The organism is Erythrobacter epiphyticus, from assembly GCF_034653295.1.
Taxonomy (GTDB): Bacteria; Pseudomonadota; Alphaproteobacteria; order Sphingomonadales; family Sphingomonadaceae; genus Erythrobacter.
In genome coordinates, this window is record NZ_JAYEEU010000006.1 from 70,737 (window position 1) to 87,530 (window position 16,794).

Sequence of the window (16,794 nt, forward strand, 5' to 3'; positions counted from 1 at the left end):
GCCGCGCCGGTCAGCCCAGCTTGCCCTTCAGCAGTTGATTCACCAGCTGCGGGTTCGCCTTGCCCTGCATCGCCTTCATCGTCTGGCCGACAAAGAAGCCGAACAGCGCTTCCTTGCCGGCGCGGTATTGTTCGACCTTGTCGGCGTTGGCGGCGATGATGGCGTCCACGGCGGCTTCGATCGCGCCGGTGTCGGAGACCTGCTTGAGCCCCTCGGCCTCCGCGATTTCAGCAGGATCGCGGCCGGTCTTGAGGACAATTTCGAAGATTTCCTTGGCCTGCCCACCGCTGATTTCGCCCTTGTCGGCCATGGCGAGGATGCTTGCCTGCGCGGCGGCGGTGGCGTTGGCGGGGTCGCCCTCGTCACCCAGCGCCTTGATCACCCCCGGCGCGACCGAGAGCGACCAGTTGGCGACCTGCGTGGCGACGGCGGCATCATCCTTTCGGCAAGCCTTGGCGGTTTCGGCCAGCAGCGTCTCGAAGCGCGCGAAGGTCTCGACCTCGGCGGTCAGCTCGCGGGCGTTGTAGGGGGTGAGCCCGAGCACCTCGACGTAACGCTTGCGCTTGGCATCGGGCAGTTCCGGGAGCGAGGCGCGGCATTCGGCGAGGAAGTCCTCCTCCAGCACCAGCGGCAGGAGATCGGGATCGGGGAAGTAGCGGTAATCGTGCGCGTCTTCCTTGCTGCGCATGGTGCGAGTGGTGCCGGTGCCGGGGTCGAACAGGCGGGTTTCCTGCACCACCGTGCCGCCAGCCTCCAGCACATCGACCTGCCGCATCGCCTCATGCTCGATCGCCTGCATGACGAAGCGCACGGAGTTGACGTTCTTCGTCTCGGTCCGCGTGCCGAAAGGCTCGCCCGGCTTGCGCACGCTGACGTTCACGTCCGCCCGCATCGAGCCTTCTTCCATGTTGCCATCGCACGAGCCGACATAGCGCAGGATCGCGCGCAGCTTGCGCAGGTAAGCCCCGGCCTCGGCGGGCGAACGCATATCGGGCTTGGAGACGATCTCCATCAGCGCCACGCCGGAGCGGTTGAGGTCGACATAGGACATGGTCGGGTGCTGATCGTGCATCAGCTTGCCCGCGTCCTGTTCGATATGGATGCGCTCGATCCCGATGACCTTGTCTTCAGGGATGCCCGCCTTCTCGTCCGCCTCGATCAGCAAGCTCCCTTCGCCCACGATCGGGTGGTAGAGCTGGCTGATCTGGTAGCCCTGCGGGAGATCGGCGTAGAAGTAGTTCTTGCGGTCAAACCGGCTCCACGCATTGATCTGCGCCTCGATCGCCATGCCGGTGCGCACCGCCTGACGGATGCACTCGCGGTTGGGCACGGGCAGCATCCCCGGCATCGCGGCATCGACGAGGGAGACCTGCGCGTTCGGCTCCGCACCAAACGCGGTCGCCGCGCCCGAGAACAGCTTCGACTGCGATGTCACCTGCGCATGGACTTCGAGGCCGATCACGACCTCCCATTCCCCCGTGGCACCCTGAATGCGGTAGTTGCTCATTTCACTTCCTCATCCTCGATCACCTTGCCGTCCGGCCCAAAGCGCATCTCGCCGTGATCGACGTTCTTCCTCACCCAATTCGCCGCCATGAAGGTCGCAGGGATCGCCACCGCAATCGCCACGCCGGCAAGCGTCAGCGACCAATCCGGGCTCACCACCACTTCTCCGGCTTGGCGGTGAAGCCCGCGCGCTGCTGGATCGCGAGGCCTGCGTTGAGCACGCCCTGCTCGTCAAACGGGCGGCCGACCAGCTGGAGGCCGAGCGGCAGGCCATCGGCGTTGATCGTGGCAGGCACGCTCATCGCCGGAAGACCAGCAAGCGAAGCGGGCACGGCGAAGACGTCGTTGAGATACATCGTCAGCGGGTCTTCGTTCATCGAGCCGAGCGGGAAGCTCGCCGTCGGCGTGGTGGGCGCAAGGATCACGTCACACTCCTGGAAGGCGCGCTCGAAATCGCGGGCGACCAGCGCGCGGACCTTCTGCGCCTGGGTGTAATAGGCATCGTAGAAGCCCGCCGAGAGCACATAGGTGCCGATCAGGATGCGGCGTTTGACCTCGTCCCCGAAGCCCGCGGCGCGGGTGGCGGCATACATGTCTTGCAGGCCGACCCCGTCGGGCAGATCGCGCAGGCCATAACGCACGCCGTCATAGCGCGCGAGGTTGGATGACGCTTCGGCCGGCGCGACGATGTAATAGGCGGGCAGCGCATATTTGGTGTGCGGCAGCGAGACGTCGACGATCTCGGCGCCCGCGTCCTTGAGCCACGCCTTGCCCTGCTCCCACGAATCGAGGATCGCCTGATCGGTGCCCTCCATCCGGTATTCGCGCGGGATGCCGACCTTCTTGCCGCGCAGGTCGGCGTTAAGGGCCGCTTCCCAATCGGGCACGTCCATCTGGAGGCTGGTCGAGTCCTTGGGATCGAACCCCGCCATCGCGCCGAGCATGATCGCGCAATCCTCGACCGAGCGCGCCATCGGCCCGGCCTGATCGAGGCTGGAGGCAAAGGCGACAATGCCCCAGCGTGAACACCGCCCATAGGTCGGCTTGATCCCACAGATGCCAGTGAAGGCGGCGGGCTGGCGGATCGAGCCGCCGGTGTCGGTGCCGGTCGCCGCCGGTGCGATGCGCGCGGCCACCGCAGCCGAAGAACCGCCCGAAGAGCCGCCGGGGCTCATCGCGGCATTGGAACCGGCCTTCTTCCAGGGCGAGGTGACATTGCCGAAAAAGGAGGTCTCGTTCGACGAGCCCATCGCGAACTGATCAAGGTTGAGCTTGCCGAGCATCCCCGCGCCCGCATCCCACAGCTTCTGGCTGACGGTGCTTTCATAGCGCGGCGTGAAGCCTTCGAGGATGTGGCTCGCGGCGGTGGTCTGCACGCCGTGGGTGGCGAACAGGTCCTTCATGCCGATCGGCACGCCCGCCATTGTGCCCAACTGCTCGCCTGCCGCGCGCGCGGCGTCGACTGCGTCGGCGGCGGCCAGCGCATGATCGGGGGTGGTGACGATAAAGGCGTTGAGCACCGCAGCCTCGGCCACGGCGGTGTTGAAGGCCTCGGCCACTTCACGCGCAGTGAAGTTGCCCTCGCGCACGCCATCGCGGATTTCTTTGACGCCAAGAGAAGTCAGGTCAGTCATTGTTTCCAACCATTCGCCCTGAGCCTGTCGAAGATCTGTCCTTCTTGTGGCGCAGGATAGAAGAAGAAAAAGTGCAATCCTTCGGCAAGCTCAGGATGATCGATTGAAGCCTTGAGGCTTTACTCGATCACCTTGGGTACGCCGAAAAAGCCATGCTCCGCAGCAGGCGCATTGGCGAGCACATCCTCGCGCTTGCCCCCGCCGGTCAGCGGATCGGCATCAACCACGTCTTCGCGCAGGCGCAGCGTGTTGGGGATCACCGCCGCCATCGGCGCAATGCCCGAAACGTCCACCTCGCCGAGCTGCTCGACCCATTGGAGAATGCCGTTCAGTTCCGGCACCATCCGTTCGAGTTGGGCATCATCCATGCGGATGCGCGCGAGGCTGGCGATCTTGGCAACGGTTGCCTTGTCCACCGACATGCCCGAGGCTCCCTTACTGGCCCTGCGGCGGCGCCGCGCCGTCTGCACCGCCCTGCGGCGGCATCATCTTCTGCATCGCCTGCTGGAGAATGCCGAGATTGCGATCAAAGGCTTCGCGGCTCATGATCTCGACGACTTCGATCTCGAACAAGAGATCGGCATTGGGCGGGATCGGAGCGCCTGCGGGCGGCTCGGCCCCGTAGGCCTGATCCGCAGGAATATAGAGCTTGTACTTGCCGCCCTTCTGCATCTGCTGAAGCCCGTTGAAGAAGCCCGGAATGGTCGCGCCTTCTTCGATCGGGAACGGGCTGCCTTCGGGGAAGATGCCTTCGACCGGCAGCGGGATTTCGCGCGATTCGTCAAACACCGTCCCATCGGCGGCGAGCGAGCCCTTGTACTTCACGAACACGACATCGCCGACCTTGGGCGTTTCGCCCGTGCCAGCCACCAGCGTGTCGAGATCAAGGCCCTTGGGCATCGCCGCCCAGGCAAGGCCGCCGCCAAGCAGAATGGCAACCAGCACGCCAAGCCACAGCTTGGTCAGCGAGCCCTTGGCAATCGGCTGGATCGGAACGCGGGTGACTTCGGTCATGATGATGTCCTGTTGGATGGCGCGCTTGCCGCCATCGGGTGACAGCAAAAGGGCGCGGAAAAATCCGCGCCCTAATGGCTTATCATATCACGGGGTTCAAGCACTTATCGCTGGCGCTTGGGCCCCGGCATGGCAAGAAAACGCGTTTTCGCAGCATTCCTGCGCGTTTGCGCGCAGTTGGGAGCCAAAACCTGCCGCAGCAGGCGACGGCACGCCTTACTTGCTGCCGTCACGCTCCATGCGCTTGCGCTCCATCTTGCGGGCGCGGCGCACGGCAGCGGCCTTTTCACGGGCGCGTTTCTCACTCGGCTTTTCGAAGTGGCGACGCAGCTTCATCTCGCGATAAACGCCTTCGCGCTGCAGCTTCTTCTTGAGCGCGCGCAGGGCCTGATCGACATTGTTATCGCGAACGATGATTTGCATAAACGACGACTACCTCATTTCAAAAAGCACCAGAGCCCGCCGGAAATATCGCGGGGATGGGCGATGAATTGCCACTGAAAACGGCGCGATTCTTTGGCAGAACCACGCGAAAGCTGGGGCCCGATAGTCCAACACGGGCAAAATGGCAAGCCAAAGCGCTTGTCTGCGCGATTCAGCCATGCCGCGATGCGGCGCTAGGCAGATCGGCTGCGCCTCGCTAAAGGCTGGGGCCATGTCTGTAAACACTCTGGCTGCGCCCCCTTCTGCGCTGTTCGCCTCGGCGCTGGTTGCTGCCGGCGGCGCGGCAGGATCGGTGCTGCGCTATCAACTGGGCCGCGCGGTGACACATCTCGCCGGCCCGGCCAACACCTTTCCGTGGGGCACGCTGGCGATCAATATTCTCGGCAGCCTGCTGATGGGAGCATTGCTTGGCTGGCTGGCGCGTGGCCCGTCGGGCGCTGCCAATCCCGAATCCTTGCGGCTGCTGATCGGGGTCGGTCTGCTCGGCGGCTTCACCACCTTCAGCGCGTTCAGTGCCGAGCTGATCACCATGCTCCACCGCGGGCAGACCGGCATGGCCTTGGGCTATGCCGCTGCCTCGCTGGTCGCGGGGATGGCCGCGGTGCTGATCGGCCTCGTCGCCGTACAGAGCGCCGCATGACGCCGCCCTCCGCTTCGGCCCCTGCCGACACCGTCCGCCAGTTCACCATCGCCGAGGATGACGATGGCGTGCGGCTTGATCGCTGGTTCAAGCGCAATCTTCCGCAAGTCGGGTTTGCGACGATCTCGCGCTGGGCGCGCACCGGCCAGATCCGGGTGGATGGCAAGCGCGCCAAGCCCGAAGATCGCCTCGCCGCCGGACAAGTGCTGCGGGTGCCGCCGGGCGGAGAGGATGCGCAGCGCAAGCCTTCGGCCCAGCCGCGCCGCACGCTCTCGCCCGAACAGATCGCCGAAGCCCGCGCCATGGTGATCCGCGAAACCCCCGCCGCAATCGTGCTCAACAAGCCCCCCGGCCTCGCCACACAGGGCGGCAGCAAGACCACCAAGCATGTTGACGGCCTGCTCGATGCCTTTGTGACTGATGAACGCACCCCGCGTCCGCGCCTTGTCCACCGGCTCGACAAGGATACCTCGGGCGTGCTGCTGATCGCGCGCACGCCGGGCGCAGCGGCGAGTTTCTCGAAACGCTTTGCCAGCAGGTCGGCGCGCAAGGTCTATTGGGCGCTGGTTGTCGGCGTGCCGGAACTGGCCGAAGGCATCATCGATGCCCCTCTCGCCAAGCAGCCGGGCACCGGCGGCGAGAAGATGCATATCGACGAGGAAAACGGCGCGGCCGCCAAGACGCGCTATCGTGTGGTTGACCGCGCAGGCCAGCGTGCTGCTTGGGTTGAGCTCGAACCGCTCACCGGGCGCACCCACCAATTGCGCGTCCACATGGCGGCGATCGGCCACCCGATCGTCGGCGATGGCAAGTATGGCGGGCAGGATGCCTTCCTGACCGGGGCGGTCAGCCGCAAGATGCACTTACATGCGCGCCGCCTGATCATCACCGAACCCAAGGCAGGCACCAAAGAAGATGGGGGCAGCGGCGGCAAGCTCGATGTCACCGCCGAACTGCCGCAGCATTTCGCGATGAGCATGGATGTGCTGGGCTTTGATCCGGGCCTTTCGGATGCCTCCCCCCTGCGTGAAGAAACCCCCGAAAAGACGCCCGAGGAAAAGAAGCAGGCCGCCCGCCGCCATTTCAAGCAGGCGCGCAAGGAAAGCCGTGCGCCGCGCCGGGCCCGTGGGGCTGCCCCTGCCAAGAAAGCCAAGCCCACCAGCAAGACCAAGGGCAAAGTCAAGCCCGGGGCGAAGCCCAAGACCGGACCCAAGAGCACCGGACCCAAGAAGGCGCGCTGATGCATCCCAACCCGCTTTACCGCAGCGATGATCGCGCGCTGATGGAATCGCTGATCGATGAAATCGGATTCGGCATGGTGTTTGCCGCCACGCCCGATGGCCCGCGCGTCGCGCACACCCCGCTGCTCTCGACCGGCGATGGCGCGGTGCAGTTCCACCTTGCTCGCGGCAATGCGCTGGCGCGCCATCTGGCAGGCGGCGATGCGCTGATCGTCGTCAACGGCCCCGATGCCTATGTCAGCCCGCGCTGGTATGCCAACCGCGACACCGTGCCGACTTGGGATTACATCGCGCTCGAACTGGAAGGCCGGGTGCGGCGCATGGCCGATGAAGGGCTCGAAGCCTTCCTCCACGCCGCCATTGCCAAGCATGAAGCGCGGCTCGCAGGCGAACCGTGGCGGGCCGAGGAATCCTCGGAGAAAGTCTGGGCCGGGCTGTTCCGCGGCATTATCGGCTTCGAGCTCGAAGTGCTGGCATGGCGCCCCACCCTCAAGCTCTCGCAGAACAAGTCTGCCGCAGAGCGCGATCGCATCGCCGAAGGGCTCGACACAGCCGGGCACAGCGCGCTCGCCCATCTCGTTAGGAACATCGCGGTATGAAACTGGCGGTGTTCGATTGCGACGGGACGCTGGTGGACGGGCAGGCCGATGTTTGCTGGGCGATGGAGCGCGCGTTTGAACGCGCCTGCCTGCCGGCCCCTGCCGCGAGCGCGGTGCGTCGCATCATCGGGCTCAGCCTGCCGGTGGCGATCCGCCAGCTGGCCCCGGATCTTTCCGAACAGGATGCGAGCCGCGTCACCGAATTCTACAAGTCGAGCTTCCGCGCCCGGCGTGAAGAAGGGCTGCTCGGCGAACCGCTTTATGATGGCATTGCCGAACTGCTGGCCAACCTGCACGTGCAAGGGTGGCAGCTTGCGGTTGCCACCGGGAAATCGGATCGCGGCCTTGCGGCATGCCTTGCCGCGCACGGGATAGATCATCTCTTCACCTCGCTCCAGACGGCGGATCGCCACCCGTCAAAGCCGCACCCCGCCATGCTGGAAGCCGCGCTTGCCGAAGCCGGCGCGGAACCCCATCAGGCGGTGATGATCGGGGACACCACCTTCGACATGCTGATGGCGCGTAGCATCGGCGTGCCAGCCATCGGGGTGGCATGGGGCTATCACAACGCCAGCGAGCTGCGTGGCGGCGGCGCGCGTGCGATTGCCGATACAGTCGCTGATCTCGCCGCGCTGCTGGCAGCCTTTCAGGAACCACAGCCATGACCAGCCCCACCTTTCGCGATCAGGACGAGACCCGCGCCCGGCGTCGCTACATGATCATGAATGTCGCGCGGCTCGGCGGTGTGGCGCTTCTGATGTTCGGCATTGCGATCACCCAGGGCGTGGTCGATCTGCCCTTCGCGCTTGGCGTGATGATTGGCGTGATCGGCTTTGCCGACTTCTTCGTGCTGCCGCTGGTGCTGGCGCGCGTCTGGAAAAGCCAGAACTCCGCGGCGGAGGACACGCCCAAGCCATGATCCGCCGCTTTTACCGCGACGTTAGCGTTGCCGAGGTCGGCAGCGGTTGGCAGGTGATGCTCGATACGCGCGGCATGAAAACCGTGGGCGGAGCAGCACAGATCGTGCCGAGCCGCGCCTTGGCCGAAGCCCTCGCCGCCGAATGGGCGCGGCAGGGCGAGAAAATCGATCCCAAAGATTTGCCGCTGCGCGATCTGGCCGATTACGCGCTTGATGTGGTTGCGGCCGATGCCAGCGCGCTCGCCCGGCAACTGACCGCCTATGCCGACACGGATACGCTGTGCTACCGCGCCGACCCGGATGAGCCGCTCCACGCGCGGCAGCTTGCCGAATGGGAGCCGCTGGTGGCCGCCTTCGAAGCCAGCACGAACCTCAGACTGGTGCGGGTCAGTGGCATTGTTCACCGCCCGCAGGATGCCGGCGTGCTGACCGCGCTCGCGCAGCGGCTTGCGGGCGAAAACCCGTTCGTGCTGGCGGGACTGGAGGTAAAGACCAAGCTGGCCGCCTCGCTCGTCACTGCGCTGCTTGCCCGCGATACGGCGGAGGAAGCGCGCGCGCTGGCGCTGTGGCAAGCCGCATGCCTCGAAGAAGAATGGCAGGCCGAATTATGGGGCCGCGATGACGAAGCCGAAGAACGCCGCCGCATCCGCGAGAGCGATTTCCTGCGCGCCTGGCGCTTTGTCCGCCTGTCCTGCGAGGCGTAACGCCTACTGCGCCAGCCACTCCGCCACATCGGCGGCGACCTGATTGGCTGCGCGGTTGAGCGCCGGGCCAACCGCCCTCGCCTCGGGCGCAACCCCGCTTTCGCGCGCTTCGAAGCGGCGCGACGTGGCCTTGTCGCCCGCCTCGGTGCGCACCGCATCGAACCGCACCACCACAGAGGCATCGCGGGCATCATAGCCCATGTCGAGCAGGGTGCCGCGCAAGGTCACATCGGCGAGCAGCGGGGTATCATCATTGTCGATAACGAGCGCGGCGCCCCGCGCGCGCACCGTTTCCCCGACAAGGCGGCGGAACAGGCGGGCGGGCTTTTCGACCCAATAGGTTTCTTCGAGATAAGCGATCTCGGTGTCGGTGACCGCCACCGGCAGGCGCAGCACATCCAGCTTGGCAGGGGTATCGGGCAATTGAACGAGGATCGCGCGCCCGGTGGTGTCGCGCCCGGCCTCCGCGCCCGAACCCGCCGCCGGCGCGGCAAGCGGGCTCAACGTCAGCAGGCTTTCAGGCGGCTTGCCGCCACCCAGACTGACGCAACCGGCAAGAGCCGCCAGCACCAGCGCGGCGGCTGCATGTTTCAGCGCGCGGCCCTGCTTGTGGGCCGTGATCGCAAGGCTTTGCCGCATGGCGGGATCATCCTTCATTGCTTGTAAGTCGGCAGGGACTTGCCCTGCACCAGCGAGCCGACGCCTTCGGCTTCGAGCTTTTCGGTGATGGAACGCAGCGCCCGGCTGGTCGCGCGCAGATCCTGCAAGGTCGCCTCGGCCGCAGGCAGGGTGCCTTCGCGCAGCTGGCGCGCGGCAGGCCGCGTGTCCTCGAGCGTCGCCGACAGCGAAGCCAGCGCGAGATTGGCCGATTTGAGCGTTTCCGCCAGTTCGCGGACCACCGGACGGCCTTCATTGTTGAGCACATCATCGGTCGTCAGCGTCAGCTTCTCGACCGCATCAAGCGCTTCGTTGAATTCCTTCAGCGTGGTCTGGAATTCGCGCAGATTGGTGGTGAGTTCGGGCGCGGCCACCGCCAATTCGCCGCTAAGCTTGTTGGTGTTGCGCAGGATTCCCGCCAATTCCTGCTGGTTTTCCGGGCCAAGCACCTGATTGAGCTGTTCGGTCAGCGTCGTCAGCCGTTCGAGCAGCAAGGGCGCGTTGGCGACGATTTCGCCAAAGCCGCCGCGCCCCGCCGGGATCACCGGACGCCCTTCGGGGCAAGCGGTGGTCTCGCACGAAATGCGCGGCGAATTCTTGCGCGCGCCATCAAGCAGGATCGACGATACCCCGGTAAAGGTCGCCTGGATGGTCGCCTGCGTGCCGACAAGGATCGGGACATCTTCCTTCACGCTGATACGCACCCGCACAAATTGCGGATCATCGCGCGACAGGCTGATCTGCGTCACCTGCCCCACGGGCACGCCCGCGAACGTGACCTGCGAGCCATTGGCAAGGCCCGACACCGACTGCGCATAAAAGATATCATATTCGTTCTGGGCGCGCTGATCGAGCCGCGCCAGCCACACGATGAACGCCGCCAGCGCCGCCAGCAAAGCCAGCGTCACCGCTCCGACCCAGAGATGATTGGCGCGTGTTTCCATGGTGTGTCCCTATGAACGCCTGAAGGCAGGTGTGTCCAATGTTTGAGTCCCTATCGCGGCCATTCAGCCGCCACTCGCCTGATTGGCTCGATAGGTCGCCTCGGCCGCACGTCCGCGTGGACCGCCGAAATATTCCTCGATCCACGGCTGGCGCGTGGCGATCAGCTCGGGAATGGTGCCGACAGCAATGATCCGCTTGTCCGCGATCACCGCCACCCGGTCGCAGATCTCGTACAGCGTATCGAGATCATGGGTGATTAGAAACACCGTCAGGCCCAGCGTTTCCTTCAATTCGCGGGTGAGCCGATCGAACTTGGCCGCGCCGATCGGATCGAGCCCGGCGGTCGGCTCGTCGAGGAACAGCAATTCGGGATCAAGCGCGAGCGCGCGGGCAAGCCCGGCGCGCTTCTTCATCCCGCCCGAAAGCTCGGACGGATATTTGTCCGCCGCCTCTTCGGGCAGGCCCGACAGCATCACCTTGTAGCGCGCGATTTCGCGCCGCAGCGCCGGGGTGATGTCGGGGTAGAACTGCTTGATCGGCACCTCGACATTTTCGCCCACCGTCAGGGTCGAAAACAGCGCCCCGCCCTGAAACAGCACGCCCCACCGGCTGCGCACGCCGAAATCGCTATCGGCATCTTCATCGGTGATCGCCTCGCCGAGCACTTCGACCCGGCCCGCACTGGGGCGCTGGAGCCCGATGATCGAGCGCATCAGCACCGATTTGCCGCTGCCCGATCCGCCGACCACGCCGAGAATCTCGCCGCGCTCGACAGTGAGATCGAGCCCGTCATGCACCGCGAAATCACCGAATTTGTTGACAAGCCCTTCGACGACAATCGGCGGATCGGGGCAAAAGCGTGCGTGTTCGCTCATCGCCTTACCCCCAGCCCACTTCGGTGAAGAACACCGCGAAAAAGGCATCCAGCACGATCACCGCGAAGATCGCCGAGACCACCGCCATCGTGGTGCGGCGGCCGACTTCTTCCGAATTGCCGCGCACTTGCAGCCCGTGATAGCAGCCCGCCAGCGCGACAATCAGGCCGAACACCGGGGCTTTGATCAGCCCGACCCACAGATCATAGGTCGGCACCACTTCCTGAATGCGGGTGAGGAAGGTGAGGAACGGGATGCCGAGCGCGAATTCACCCACTACCGCCCCGCCGATGATCGCCACGATCGAAGCATAGAAGCCAAGCAGGATCATCATGAACGTGGCCGCCATGATGCGCGGGATCACCAGCACCTCGATCGGGGAAATGCCGATGGTGCGCATCGCGTCGATCTCTTCGGTCAGCTTCATCGTCCCGAGCTGCGCGGCAAAGGCGCTGCCCGAACGGCCTGCCACCATGATCGCGGTCATCAGCACGCCAAGCTCGCGCAGGGTGATCCGCCCGACAAGGTTCACCGTCAGCGCTTCGGCCCCGAATTGTTCGAGCTGGACTGCGCCCTGCTGCGCAATCACGATGCCGATCAGAAAGCTCATCAGCCCGATGATCGGCAGCGCCGAAACGCCGACCAGCTCCATCTGATGCACCAGCGCGCGGATCGGGAAGCGCCCGGGATGGCGCACCAGCCGCGCCGCTCCGATCAGGATTTGCCCGAAAAAGCCGATCACGCCGAAAACCCCGGCGCGCGCCGCGAAAATCCGCTGGCCGACTGCGCCCGGTACCACTTCCCACAGGGGCAAGCGGTGGCGTTCGCGCTGGCTGTCGCTGCCGATCTCCTCGATCGCATCAAGCAGCCGCTGGGCCGACGGGGTGGCGCCGACAATCGCTGCACCATGGCGGCGGGCGAGCTGGCACACCACCCACGCCCCCACGGTGTCGAACTCGCTCACCTCTGCCAGATCGATGGTGGTAACGGGGCCGTGAATGCTGTGCAGCGCCCGCTCGATCGGCGCGATGGAGGCCAGCACCAGCGGGCCGGAAAGGGCAAGGCGCGTGCCACCAGCGCCTTCATCGGCGAGCGAGAAATGCGCATCGGTCTGCATTGCGCTGCAATCTATGGGGGGATTTTGGCCGAGCGACAAGGGGATGCGCAGCGCATCGGCCCGTGTGCGAGGATCATTGCATCACAATGCCCGCGCTGGCATGGGGCTTGTCGCCATGACCGAGACACTCTCCACCACTTTCGATCCCGCCGAAATCGAGGCGCGCTGGTATGCCCATTGGGAGGCGAACGGCCTGTTCCGGCCCGAACGGCCCGATGCCGAGGCCTTTACCATCGTTAACCCGCCGCCAAATGTGACCGGCTCGCTCCACATCGGCCACGCGCTCGACAACACCTTGCAGGATGTGGTGATCCGCTACGAACGCCTGCGGGGGAAGGACGCCTTGTGGGTGGTGGGCACCGACCATGCGGGGATCGCGACGCAGATGGTGGTCGAACGCCAGATGGAGGCGCGGCAGGACAAGCGCACCAATTACAGCCGCGAGGATTTCGTGGCAAAGGTGTGGGAGTGGAAGGCGACAAGCGGCGGCACCATCACCAACCAGCTCCGCCGCCTCGGCTGCTCGATGGACTGGAGCCGCGAGCAGTTCACGATGGACCCGCATTTCACCAAGGCGGTGATCAAGACCTTCGTCGACCTCTATAACGACGGCCTCATCTACCGCGACAAGCGGCTCGTGAACTGGGACCCGAAGCTGAAAACCGCAATTTCCGACCTTGAGGTCGAGACGCAGACGATTGCGGGGAGCTTCTGGCACCTCAAATATCCGCTGGCGGACGGCGTCACCCTGCCCGACGGGCGCGATTATCTCGAAGTCGCCACCACCCGGCCCGAGACGATGCTGGCCGACATGGCCGTGGCGGTGAACCCCGCGGACGAGCGCTATGCCAGCGTCGTCGGCAAGCACGTGATCCTGCCGCTGACGGGCCGCCGCATCCCGGTGATCGCTGACGAGCACGCCGATCCCGAACTGGGCTCGGGCTGCGTCAAGATCACGCCGGGCCACGATTTCAACGACTTCGAGGTCGGCAAGCGCGCGGGCTTTGCCCCGGCCGAGATGCTCAACATGCTCGATGCCGAGGCGAACGTCTGCCAGACGGCGGACGGGCTGGTGCCGGAGGAATTCCTCGGCCTCCACCGCTTCAAGCGCGACGGCGTCGACGGCGCGCGCGAGCTGGTCGTGGCGCGAATGAAGGCGCTCGGCCTGCTCATCCCGCACGTCACGAAGAACAAGGACGGCGAAGAGGTCGAGCACGACGCCGAACCGCGCCAGATCGCCACGCCCTTCGGCGACCGCGGCGGGGTGGTGATCGAGCCGTGGCTGACCGACCAATGGTACGTCAACGCGGCGGAACTCGCGAAAAAGCCGATCGCGGCGGTGCGCTCGGGTGATATCCAGATCGTGCCGAAGACCTGGGAGAAGACCTTCTTCAACTGGATGGAGAACATCCAGCCGTGGTGCGTCTCGCGCCAGCTATGGTGGGGGCACCGGATTCCGGCGTGGTTCGCCGAGGATGGCCGCTGCTTCGTCGCCGAAACCGCCGAGGCTGCGCAGGCGCTCGCCGGTGAAGGCGTGGCGCTGACGCAGGACGAGGACGTCCTCGACACGTGGTTCTCCTCCGCGCTTTGGCCCTTCGCCACGCTGGGGTGGCCGGATGAAACCACCTCCGTTCGCCCTGAGCCTGTCGAAGGGCCGCACTTCTCTTCGGAAGTGAAGGACGGGGCTTCGACAAGCTCAGCCCGAACGGGATTACTGCAAAAGCACTTCCCCAACAGCCTCCTCATCTCCGGCTTCGACATCCTGTTTTTCTGGGATGCCCGCATGATGATGATGGGCTTCTACAACATGGGCCAGAAGCCCTGGGACAGGCTCTACCTCCACGGCCTCGTGCGCGCGGCGGACGGCGCGAAGATGTCGAAGTCCAAGGGCAATGTCGTCGATCCGCTGGGCCTCATCGACCAGTACGGCGCGGATGCCCTCAGGTTCTTCATGGCGGCGATGGAAAGCCAGGGCCGCGATATCAAGATGGATGAAAAGCGGGTCGAGGGATACCGCAACTTCGCCACCAAGCTGTGGAACGCGGCGCGCTTCTGCCAGTCGAACGGGATCGGTGCCTCGGACACGATCAAGGCTCCGCCCGCACGCCTCGCCGCCAACCAGTGGATCATCGGCGAGGTAGGGTCTTGCGTTGCTGAGATCGAGAAGGCGATGGCCGATCTGCGCTTCGATGCGGCGGCGAACGCGATCTACCAGTTCACGTGGAGCAAATTCTGCGACTGGTATCTCGAACTGATCAAACCGGTCTTCGCCGGGGACGCCGACAGCCCGCCCGCCGTCGAGACCCGCGCGGTCGCCGGCTGGGCGCTCGACCAGATCCTCGTCATGCTTCACCCCTTCATGCCCTTCATCACCGAAGAACTGTGGCACAAGCTGGGCGCGCGTCCCTACGAGCTGATCCTCGCGCAGTGGCCCGCGCCGGAAGCCGAAGTCTCGAAAGAGGCGACCGATGTGATCGACTGGGTGATCGACCTCACCACCAACACCCGCAGCGCCAAGAACGAACTCGGCATCGCGCCGGGGGCCAAGCTGGCGGCATTCCTTGCCGCGCCGTCCAATGTGGCAACCCGCACCATCGAGCGCAGCAGCGCGGCCATCGAGCGCCTCGCGCGCCTCACGCCCGTCACCATAGGCGAGGCCCCCGCAGGCCCCGCCATGCAGGTCATCGCAGGCGAGGATGTGTTCGTGATCCCGCTCGAAGGGATCATCGACATCGCGGCAGAGAAGGCCCGGCTCGAAAAGGCGCTGGCGGCCTCGCAGAAGGAAGCCAAGAGCCTTGAAGGCCGCCTGTCCAACCCCGCCTTCGCCGAAAAGGCCAAGCCCGAAGCGGTCGAAAAGGCCCGCGCCGATCTCGCCCACCATGCGGGCGAGGTCGAGCGGCTAACCGCGGCGCTGGCGCGGTTGGGGTAGCTTCCCCGACCAACCGGCGCTGCGCCCTCTGGCAGGGAGCCGCTGATCGTCGCAACGACGACTGATGTGAAGCAACCCGCAACGGCGGCTATTGCCCATGTTCGAACAGTATGGCCGCCTGCATTCTGCCACTCGACCAGACCGGGCGCGCGCCTCCACAGGCTAATGGCTTTCATCGCGGCCAAAGCGGTCAGCCAGAATGCCGACGAGCGCGTTCATCACGGTCTCGTAATAGACGCCGCGGAAATGCCGGTCGTAACGCTCGACGGCCGCATCGATCTGGGCGCGCTGATACATCCGTCCGCCAACCATCAGGAACCGCCAATCCCGCACCATCGCCAGATCGGAACGCGAGTCCCGGGGCAGGATCAGCAGATCGGCAAAGTTGCCCACCGCGATGCGGCCAATCTTGCCGCGATCAACATGGCGGCCATTGATCGCCGTCGCAGCAGCTAGTGCAGCCTCGTCATTGCCGAAGGCCTCCGACAGCATCGCCAGCTGGAGATGAAGGGATTCGCCCGGAATGACATAGGGCATGACAACATCCGTCCCTGCCAGCACATCGATCCCTGCCAGACGGGCCTTGCCGACAAAGGCGATCTCTGCCGCAATGCCGTCAAGGTCGGCTGCGACGGCTTCGGCACCTTCGGGGTGCGCAACGATCATCGGCCAGGCCTGCTCCCAGAATGCCGGGAGATGGCGGAGGCCTTCGGTTGGCGGGAAACGCTGCCGGTTCGATGCTGTCAGCCGGGCTTTCTGGTTCGCCTGCGTCGGCAGGATTGCAAGGCGATTGGCCTTCATCAGCGCGAGCAGTTCGGCGATGTCGGCTTCGGTCATCGCCGACACATCCTGACTGCGATAATCGAAATCCGCAGGCGGCGGTTTGCGGAGATAGGGCAGGCCCGTAAAATGCTGGACCTCGAAATCGGACACATCCCGCAGGTTCACCGCGTGCGGCGTATGGCCAACGAGCGGCAGGCCTTGCCGCTTCGCTTCGGCCGCGGCTGCCATGAAGGCATCGCGGGGCAGGCCCGTATAGCTCTTTACGCAGCTGGCACCGGTCGCCTTGAGGCGCTTTACGGCACTGATCGCCTGCGACCCGTCAACGATCCGCATAGCACTGGGCCAACTTGACTGCGCGCCATCGAGCACCGGGCCGCAGCGATACATCCTCGGGCCAGCAATCCGCCCTGCCGCGATGTCGGATTGCAGATCGGCGATGCTGTCATCGGTCTGGCCAAGATCGCGAACGCTCGTCACCCCGTATTTCAGGTAGAGCAGGGAAAACAGGCGCTGGTTGCCGATTGCGAGTTGGGGCGGCGTGTGGATGTGAGCGTCGATCAGGCCGGGCATGACGATGCAGTCCGGGCAGATCGGCGGATCGTCATCCGGGCGACTGGGCCGGATTTCGGCGATGCGCCCATCTTTGACGATGATGGTCTGATCGGGCCGCAAGGGCTTGCCCGGGTTCCAGATGGTAACCTGCGCAATCATCCGGTCTGAGCGAGGCGGCACCGGAACATTGGGAGGCAACAACATCCAAGCGCCCAGCAGTAAGGCAAGGATCAGC

The 16,794-nt window shown here is 65.2% G+C and carries 18 protein-coding genes; 7 read left to right on the plus strand and 11 right to left on the minus strand.

Annotated elements, in window-relative coordinates; genetic code table 11:
* Positions 1-10: 10 nt before the first annotated feature.
* The 6 genes from gatB to rpsU form a co-directional block, all read right to left on the minus strand.
* Entirely contained in the window at positions 11-1,507 is a 1,497-nt protein-coding gene (gene gatB, locus SOQ14_RS04745) for an Asp-tRNA(Asn)/Glu-tRNA(Gln) amidotransferase subunit GatB (RefSeq protein WP_322896914.1), read from the minus strand.
* Positions 1,504-1,662: a glutamyl-tRNA amidotransferase gene (locus SOQ14_RS04750; protein WP_322896915.1), complete on the minus strand. Its 159-nt coding sequence runs from the start codon at positions 1,660-1,662 to the stop codon at positions 1,504-1,506. Before SOQ14_RS04750 ends, gatB begins: the two co-directional genes overlap by 4 nt.
* Positions 1,659-3,140: an Asp-tRNA(Asn)/Glu-tRNA(Gln) amidotransferase subunit GatA gene (gatA, locus tag SOQ14_RS04755; RefSeq protein ID WP_322896916.1), complete on the minus strand. Its 1,482-nt coding sequence runs from the start codon at positions 3,138-3,140 to the stop codon at positions 1,659-1,661. Before gatA ends, SOQ14_RS04750 begins: the two co-directional genes overlap by 4 nt.
* 119 nt (positions 3,141-3,259) lie before the next feature.
* Entirely contained in the window at positions 3,260-3,562 is a 303-nt protein-coding gene (gene gatC / locus SOQ14_RS04760; protein WP_322896917.1) for an Asp-tRNA(Asn)/Glu-tRNA(Gln) amidotransferase subunit GatC, read from the minus strand.
* Positions 3,563-3,575: 13 nt separating this feature from the next.
* Entirely contained in the window at positions 3,576-4,202 is a 627-nt protein-coding gene (locus SOQ14_RS04765; protein ID WP_322896918.1) for an FKBP-type peptidyl-prolyl cis-trans isomerase, read from the minus strand.
* Between the two features lie 168 nt (positions 4,203-4,370).
* Positions 4,371-4,577: a 30S ribosomal protein S21 gene (gene rpsU, locus SOQ14_RS04770; RefSeq protein WP_322896919.1), complete on the minus strand. Its 207-nt coding sequence runs from the start codon at positions 4,575-4,577 to the stop codon at positions 4,371-4,373.
* A gap of 232 nt (positions 4,578-4,809) precedes the next feature.
* Between rpsU and crcB the strand changes: the two genes are divergently transcribed.
* The 6 genes from crcB to SOQ14_RS04800 are packed head-to-tail and all read left to right on the plus strand — an operon-like array spanning position 4,810 to position 8,701.
* Positions 4,810-5,238 (plus strand): fluoride efflux transporter CrcB, encoded by a 429-nt coding sequence (gene crcB / locus SOQ14_RS04775; protein WP_322896920.1) that lies wholly within the window; start codon positions 4,810-4,812, stop codon positions 5,236-5,238.
* On the plus strand, positions 5,235-6,479 hold the full coding sequence (locus tag SOQ14_RS04780) for an RluA family pseudouridine synthase (protein ID WP_322896921.1): 1,245 nt from the start codon (positions 5,235-5,237) through the stop codon (positions 6,477-6,479). Before crcB ends, SOQ14_RS04780 begins: the two co-directional genes overlap by 4 nt.
* Complete coding sequence (locus SOQ14_RS04785) at positions 6,479-7,078, plus strand: FMN-binding negative transcriptional regulator (protein ID WP_322896922.1); 600 nt, start codon at positions 6,479-6,481, stop codon at positions 7,076-7,078. The genes SOQ14_RS04780 and SOQ14_RS04785 overlap by 1 nt, the downstream gene beginning before the upstream one ends.
* Positions 7,075-7,743, plus strand: coding sequence for an HAD-IA family hydrolase (locus SOQ14_RS04790; protein ID WP_322896923.1), 669 nt, complete (start codon positions 7,075-7,077; stop codon positions 7,741-7,743). Before SOQ14_RS04785 ends, SOQ14_RS04790 begins: the two co-directional genes overlap by 4 nt.
* Positions 7,740-7,997 (plus strand): hypothetical protein, encoded by a 258-nt coding sequence (locus SOQ14_RS04795; RefSeq protein WP_322896924.1) that lies wholly within the window; start codon positions 7,740-7,742, stop codon positions 7,995-7,997. Before SOQ14_RS04790 ends, SOQ14_RS04795 begins: the two co-directional genes overlap by 4 nt.
* Positions 7,994-8,701: an ATP12 family protein gene (locus SOQ14_RS04800; RefSeq protein ID WP_322896925.1), complete on the plus strand. Its 708-nt coding sequence runs from the start codon at positions 7,994-7,996 to the stop codon at positions 8,699-8,701. Before SOQ14_RS04795 ends, SOQ14_RS04800 begins: the two co-directional genes overlap by 4 nt.
* A gap of 3 nt (positions 8,702-8,704) precedes the next feature.
* Here SOQ14_RS04800 and SOQ14_RS04805 read toward each other — a convergent pair whose 3' ends face one another.
* The 4 genes from SOQ14_RS04805 to SOQ14_RS04820 all read right to left on the minus strand — a co-directional run bounded on the left by SOQ14_RS04805 (position 8,705) and on the right by SOQ14_RS04820 (position 12,295).
* Positions 8,705-9,358 carry an ABC-type transport auxiliary lipoprotein family protein gene (locus SOQ14_RS04805; RefSeq protein WP_322896926.1) on the minus strand — a complete coding sequence of 218 codons (654 nt, stop codon included), beginning with the start codon at positions 9,356-9,358 and terminating at the stop codon, positions 8,705-8,707.
* A complete protein-coding gene (locus SOQ14_RS04810; RefSeq protein WP_322896927.1) occupies positions 9,355-10,302 on the minus strand; it encodes an MlaD family protein in 948 nt (315 codons plus the stop codon). The genes SOQ14_RS04805 and SOQ14_RS04810 overlap by 4 nt, the downstream gene beginning before the upstream one ends.
* Positions 10,303-10,365: 63 nt before the next feature.
* Positions 10,366-11,178, minus strand: a complete 813-nt coding sequence (locus SOQ14_RS04815) for an ABC transporter ATP-binding protein (RefSeq protein WP_322896928.1) — start codon at positions 11,176-11,178, stop codon at positions 10,366-10,368.
* 4 nt (positions 11,179-11,182) lie between these two features.
* Positions 11,183-12,295: an MlaE family ABC transporter permease gene (locus SOQ14_RS04820; protein ID WP_322896929.1), complete on the minus strand. Its 1,113-nt coding sequence runs from the start codon at positions 12,293-12,295 to the stop codon at positions 11,183-11,185.
* A gap of 115 nt (positions 12,296-12,410) precedes the next feature.
* Between SOQ14_RS04820 and SOQ14_RS04825 the strand changes: the two genes are divergently transcribed.
* Complete coding sequence (locus SOQ14_RS04825) at positions 12,411-15,224, plus strand: valine--tRNA ligase (protein ID WP_322896930.1); 2,814 nt, start codon at positions 12,411-12,413, stop codon at positions 15,222-15,224.
* A gap of 162 nt (positions 15,225-15,386) precedes the next feature.
* Here SOQ14_RS04825 and SOQ14_RS04830 read toward each other — a convergent pair whose 3' ends face one another.
* On the minus strand, positions 15,387-16,718 hold the full coding sequence (locus SOQ14_RS04830; protein WP_322896931.1) for an amidohydrolase family protein: 1,332 nt from the start codon (positions 16,716-16,718) through the stop codon (positions 15,387-15,389).
* Between the last annotated feature and the right edge of the window lie 76 nt (positions 16,719-16,794).

Excerpts from the sequence above, each read along its gene's own strand:
- gatA (WP_322896916.1), bottom strand. The coding sequence starts at position 3,140 with ATGACTGACCTGACTTCTCTTGGCGTCAAAGAAATCCGCGATGGCGTG.
- SOQ14_RS04790 (WP_322896923.1), top strand. The coding sequence starts at position 7,075 with ATGAAACTGGCGGTGTTCGATTGCGACGGGACGCTGGTGGACGGGCAG.
- SOQ14_RS04780 (WP_322896921.1), top strand. The coding sequence starts at position 5,235 with ATGACGCCGCCCTCCGCTTCGGCCCCTGCCGACACCGTCCGCCAGTTC.
- crcB (WP_322896920.1), top strand. The coding sequence starts at position 4,810 with ATGTCTGTAAACACTCTGGCTGCGCCCCCTTCTGCGCTGTTCGCCTCG.
- gatB (WP_322896914.1), bottom strand. The coding sequence starts at position 1,507 with ATGAGCAACTACCGCATTCAGGGTGCCACGGGGGAATGGGAGGTCGTG.
- SOQ14_RS04805 (WP_322896926.1), bottom strand. The coding sequence starts at position 9,358 with ATGAAGGATGATCCCGCCATGCGGCAAAGCCTTGCGATCACGGCCCAC.
- SOQ14_RS04825 (WP_322896930.1), top strand. The coding sequence starts at position 12,411 with ATGACCGAGACACTCTCCACCACTTTCGATCCCGCCGAAATCGAGGCG.
- SOQ14_RS04810 (WP_322896927.1), bottom strand. The coding sequence starts at position 10,302 with ATGGAAACACGCGCCAATCATCTCTGGGTCGGAGCGGTGACGCTGGCT.
- SOQ14_RS04815 (WP_322896928.1), bottom strand. The coding sequence starts at position 11,178 with ATGAGCGAACACGCACGCTTTTGCCCCGATCCGCCGATTGTCGTCGAA.
- gatC (WP_322896917.1), bottom strand. The coding sequence starts at position 3,562 with ATGTCGGTGGACAAGGCAACCGTTGCCAAGATCGCCAGCCTCGCGCGC.
- SOQ14_RS04785 (WP_322896922.1), top strand. The coding sequence starts at position 6,479 with ATGCATCCCAACCCGCTTTACCGCAGCGATGATCGCGCGCTGATGGAA.
- SOQ14_RS04795 (WP_322896924.1), top strand. The coding sequence starts at position 7,740 with ATGACCAGCCCCACCTTTCGCGATCAGGACGAGACCCGCGCCCGGCGT.
- SOQ14_RS04820 (WP_322896929.1), bottom strand. The coding sequence starts at position 12,295 with ATGCAGACCGATGCGCATTTCTCGCTCGCCGATGAAGGCGCTGGTGGC.
- rpsU (WP_322896919.1), bottom strand. The coding sequence starts at position 4,577 with ATGCAAATCATCGTTCGCGATAACAATGTCGATCAGGCCCTGCGCGCG.
- SOQ14_RS04830 (WP_322896931.1), bottom strand. The coding sequence starts at position 16,718 with ATGATTGCGCAGGTTACCATCTGGAACCCGGGCAAGCCCTTGCGGCCC.
- SOQ14_RS04800 (WP_322896925.1), top strand. The coding sequence starts at position 7,994 with ATGATCCGCCGCTTTTACCGCGACGTTAGCGTTGCCGAGGTCGGCAGC.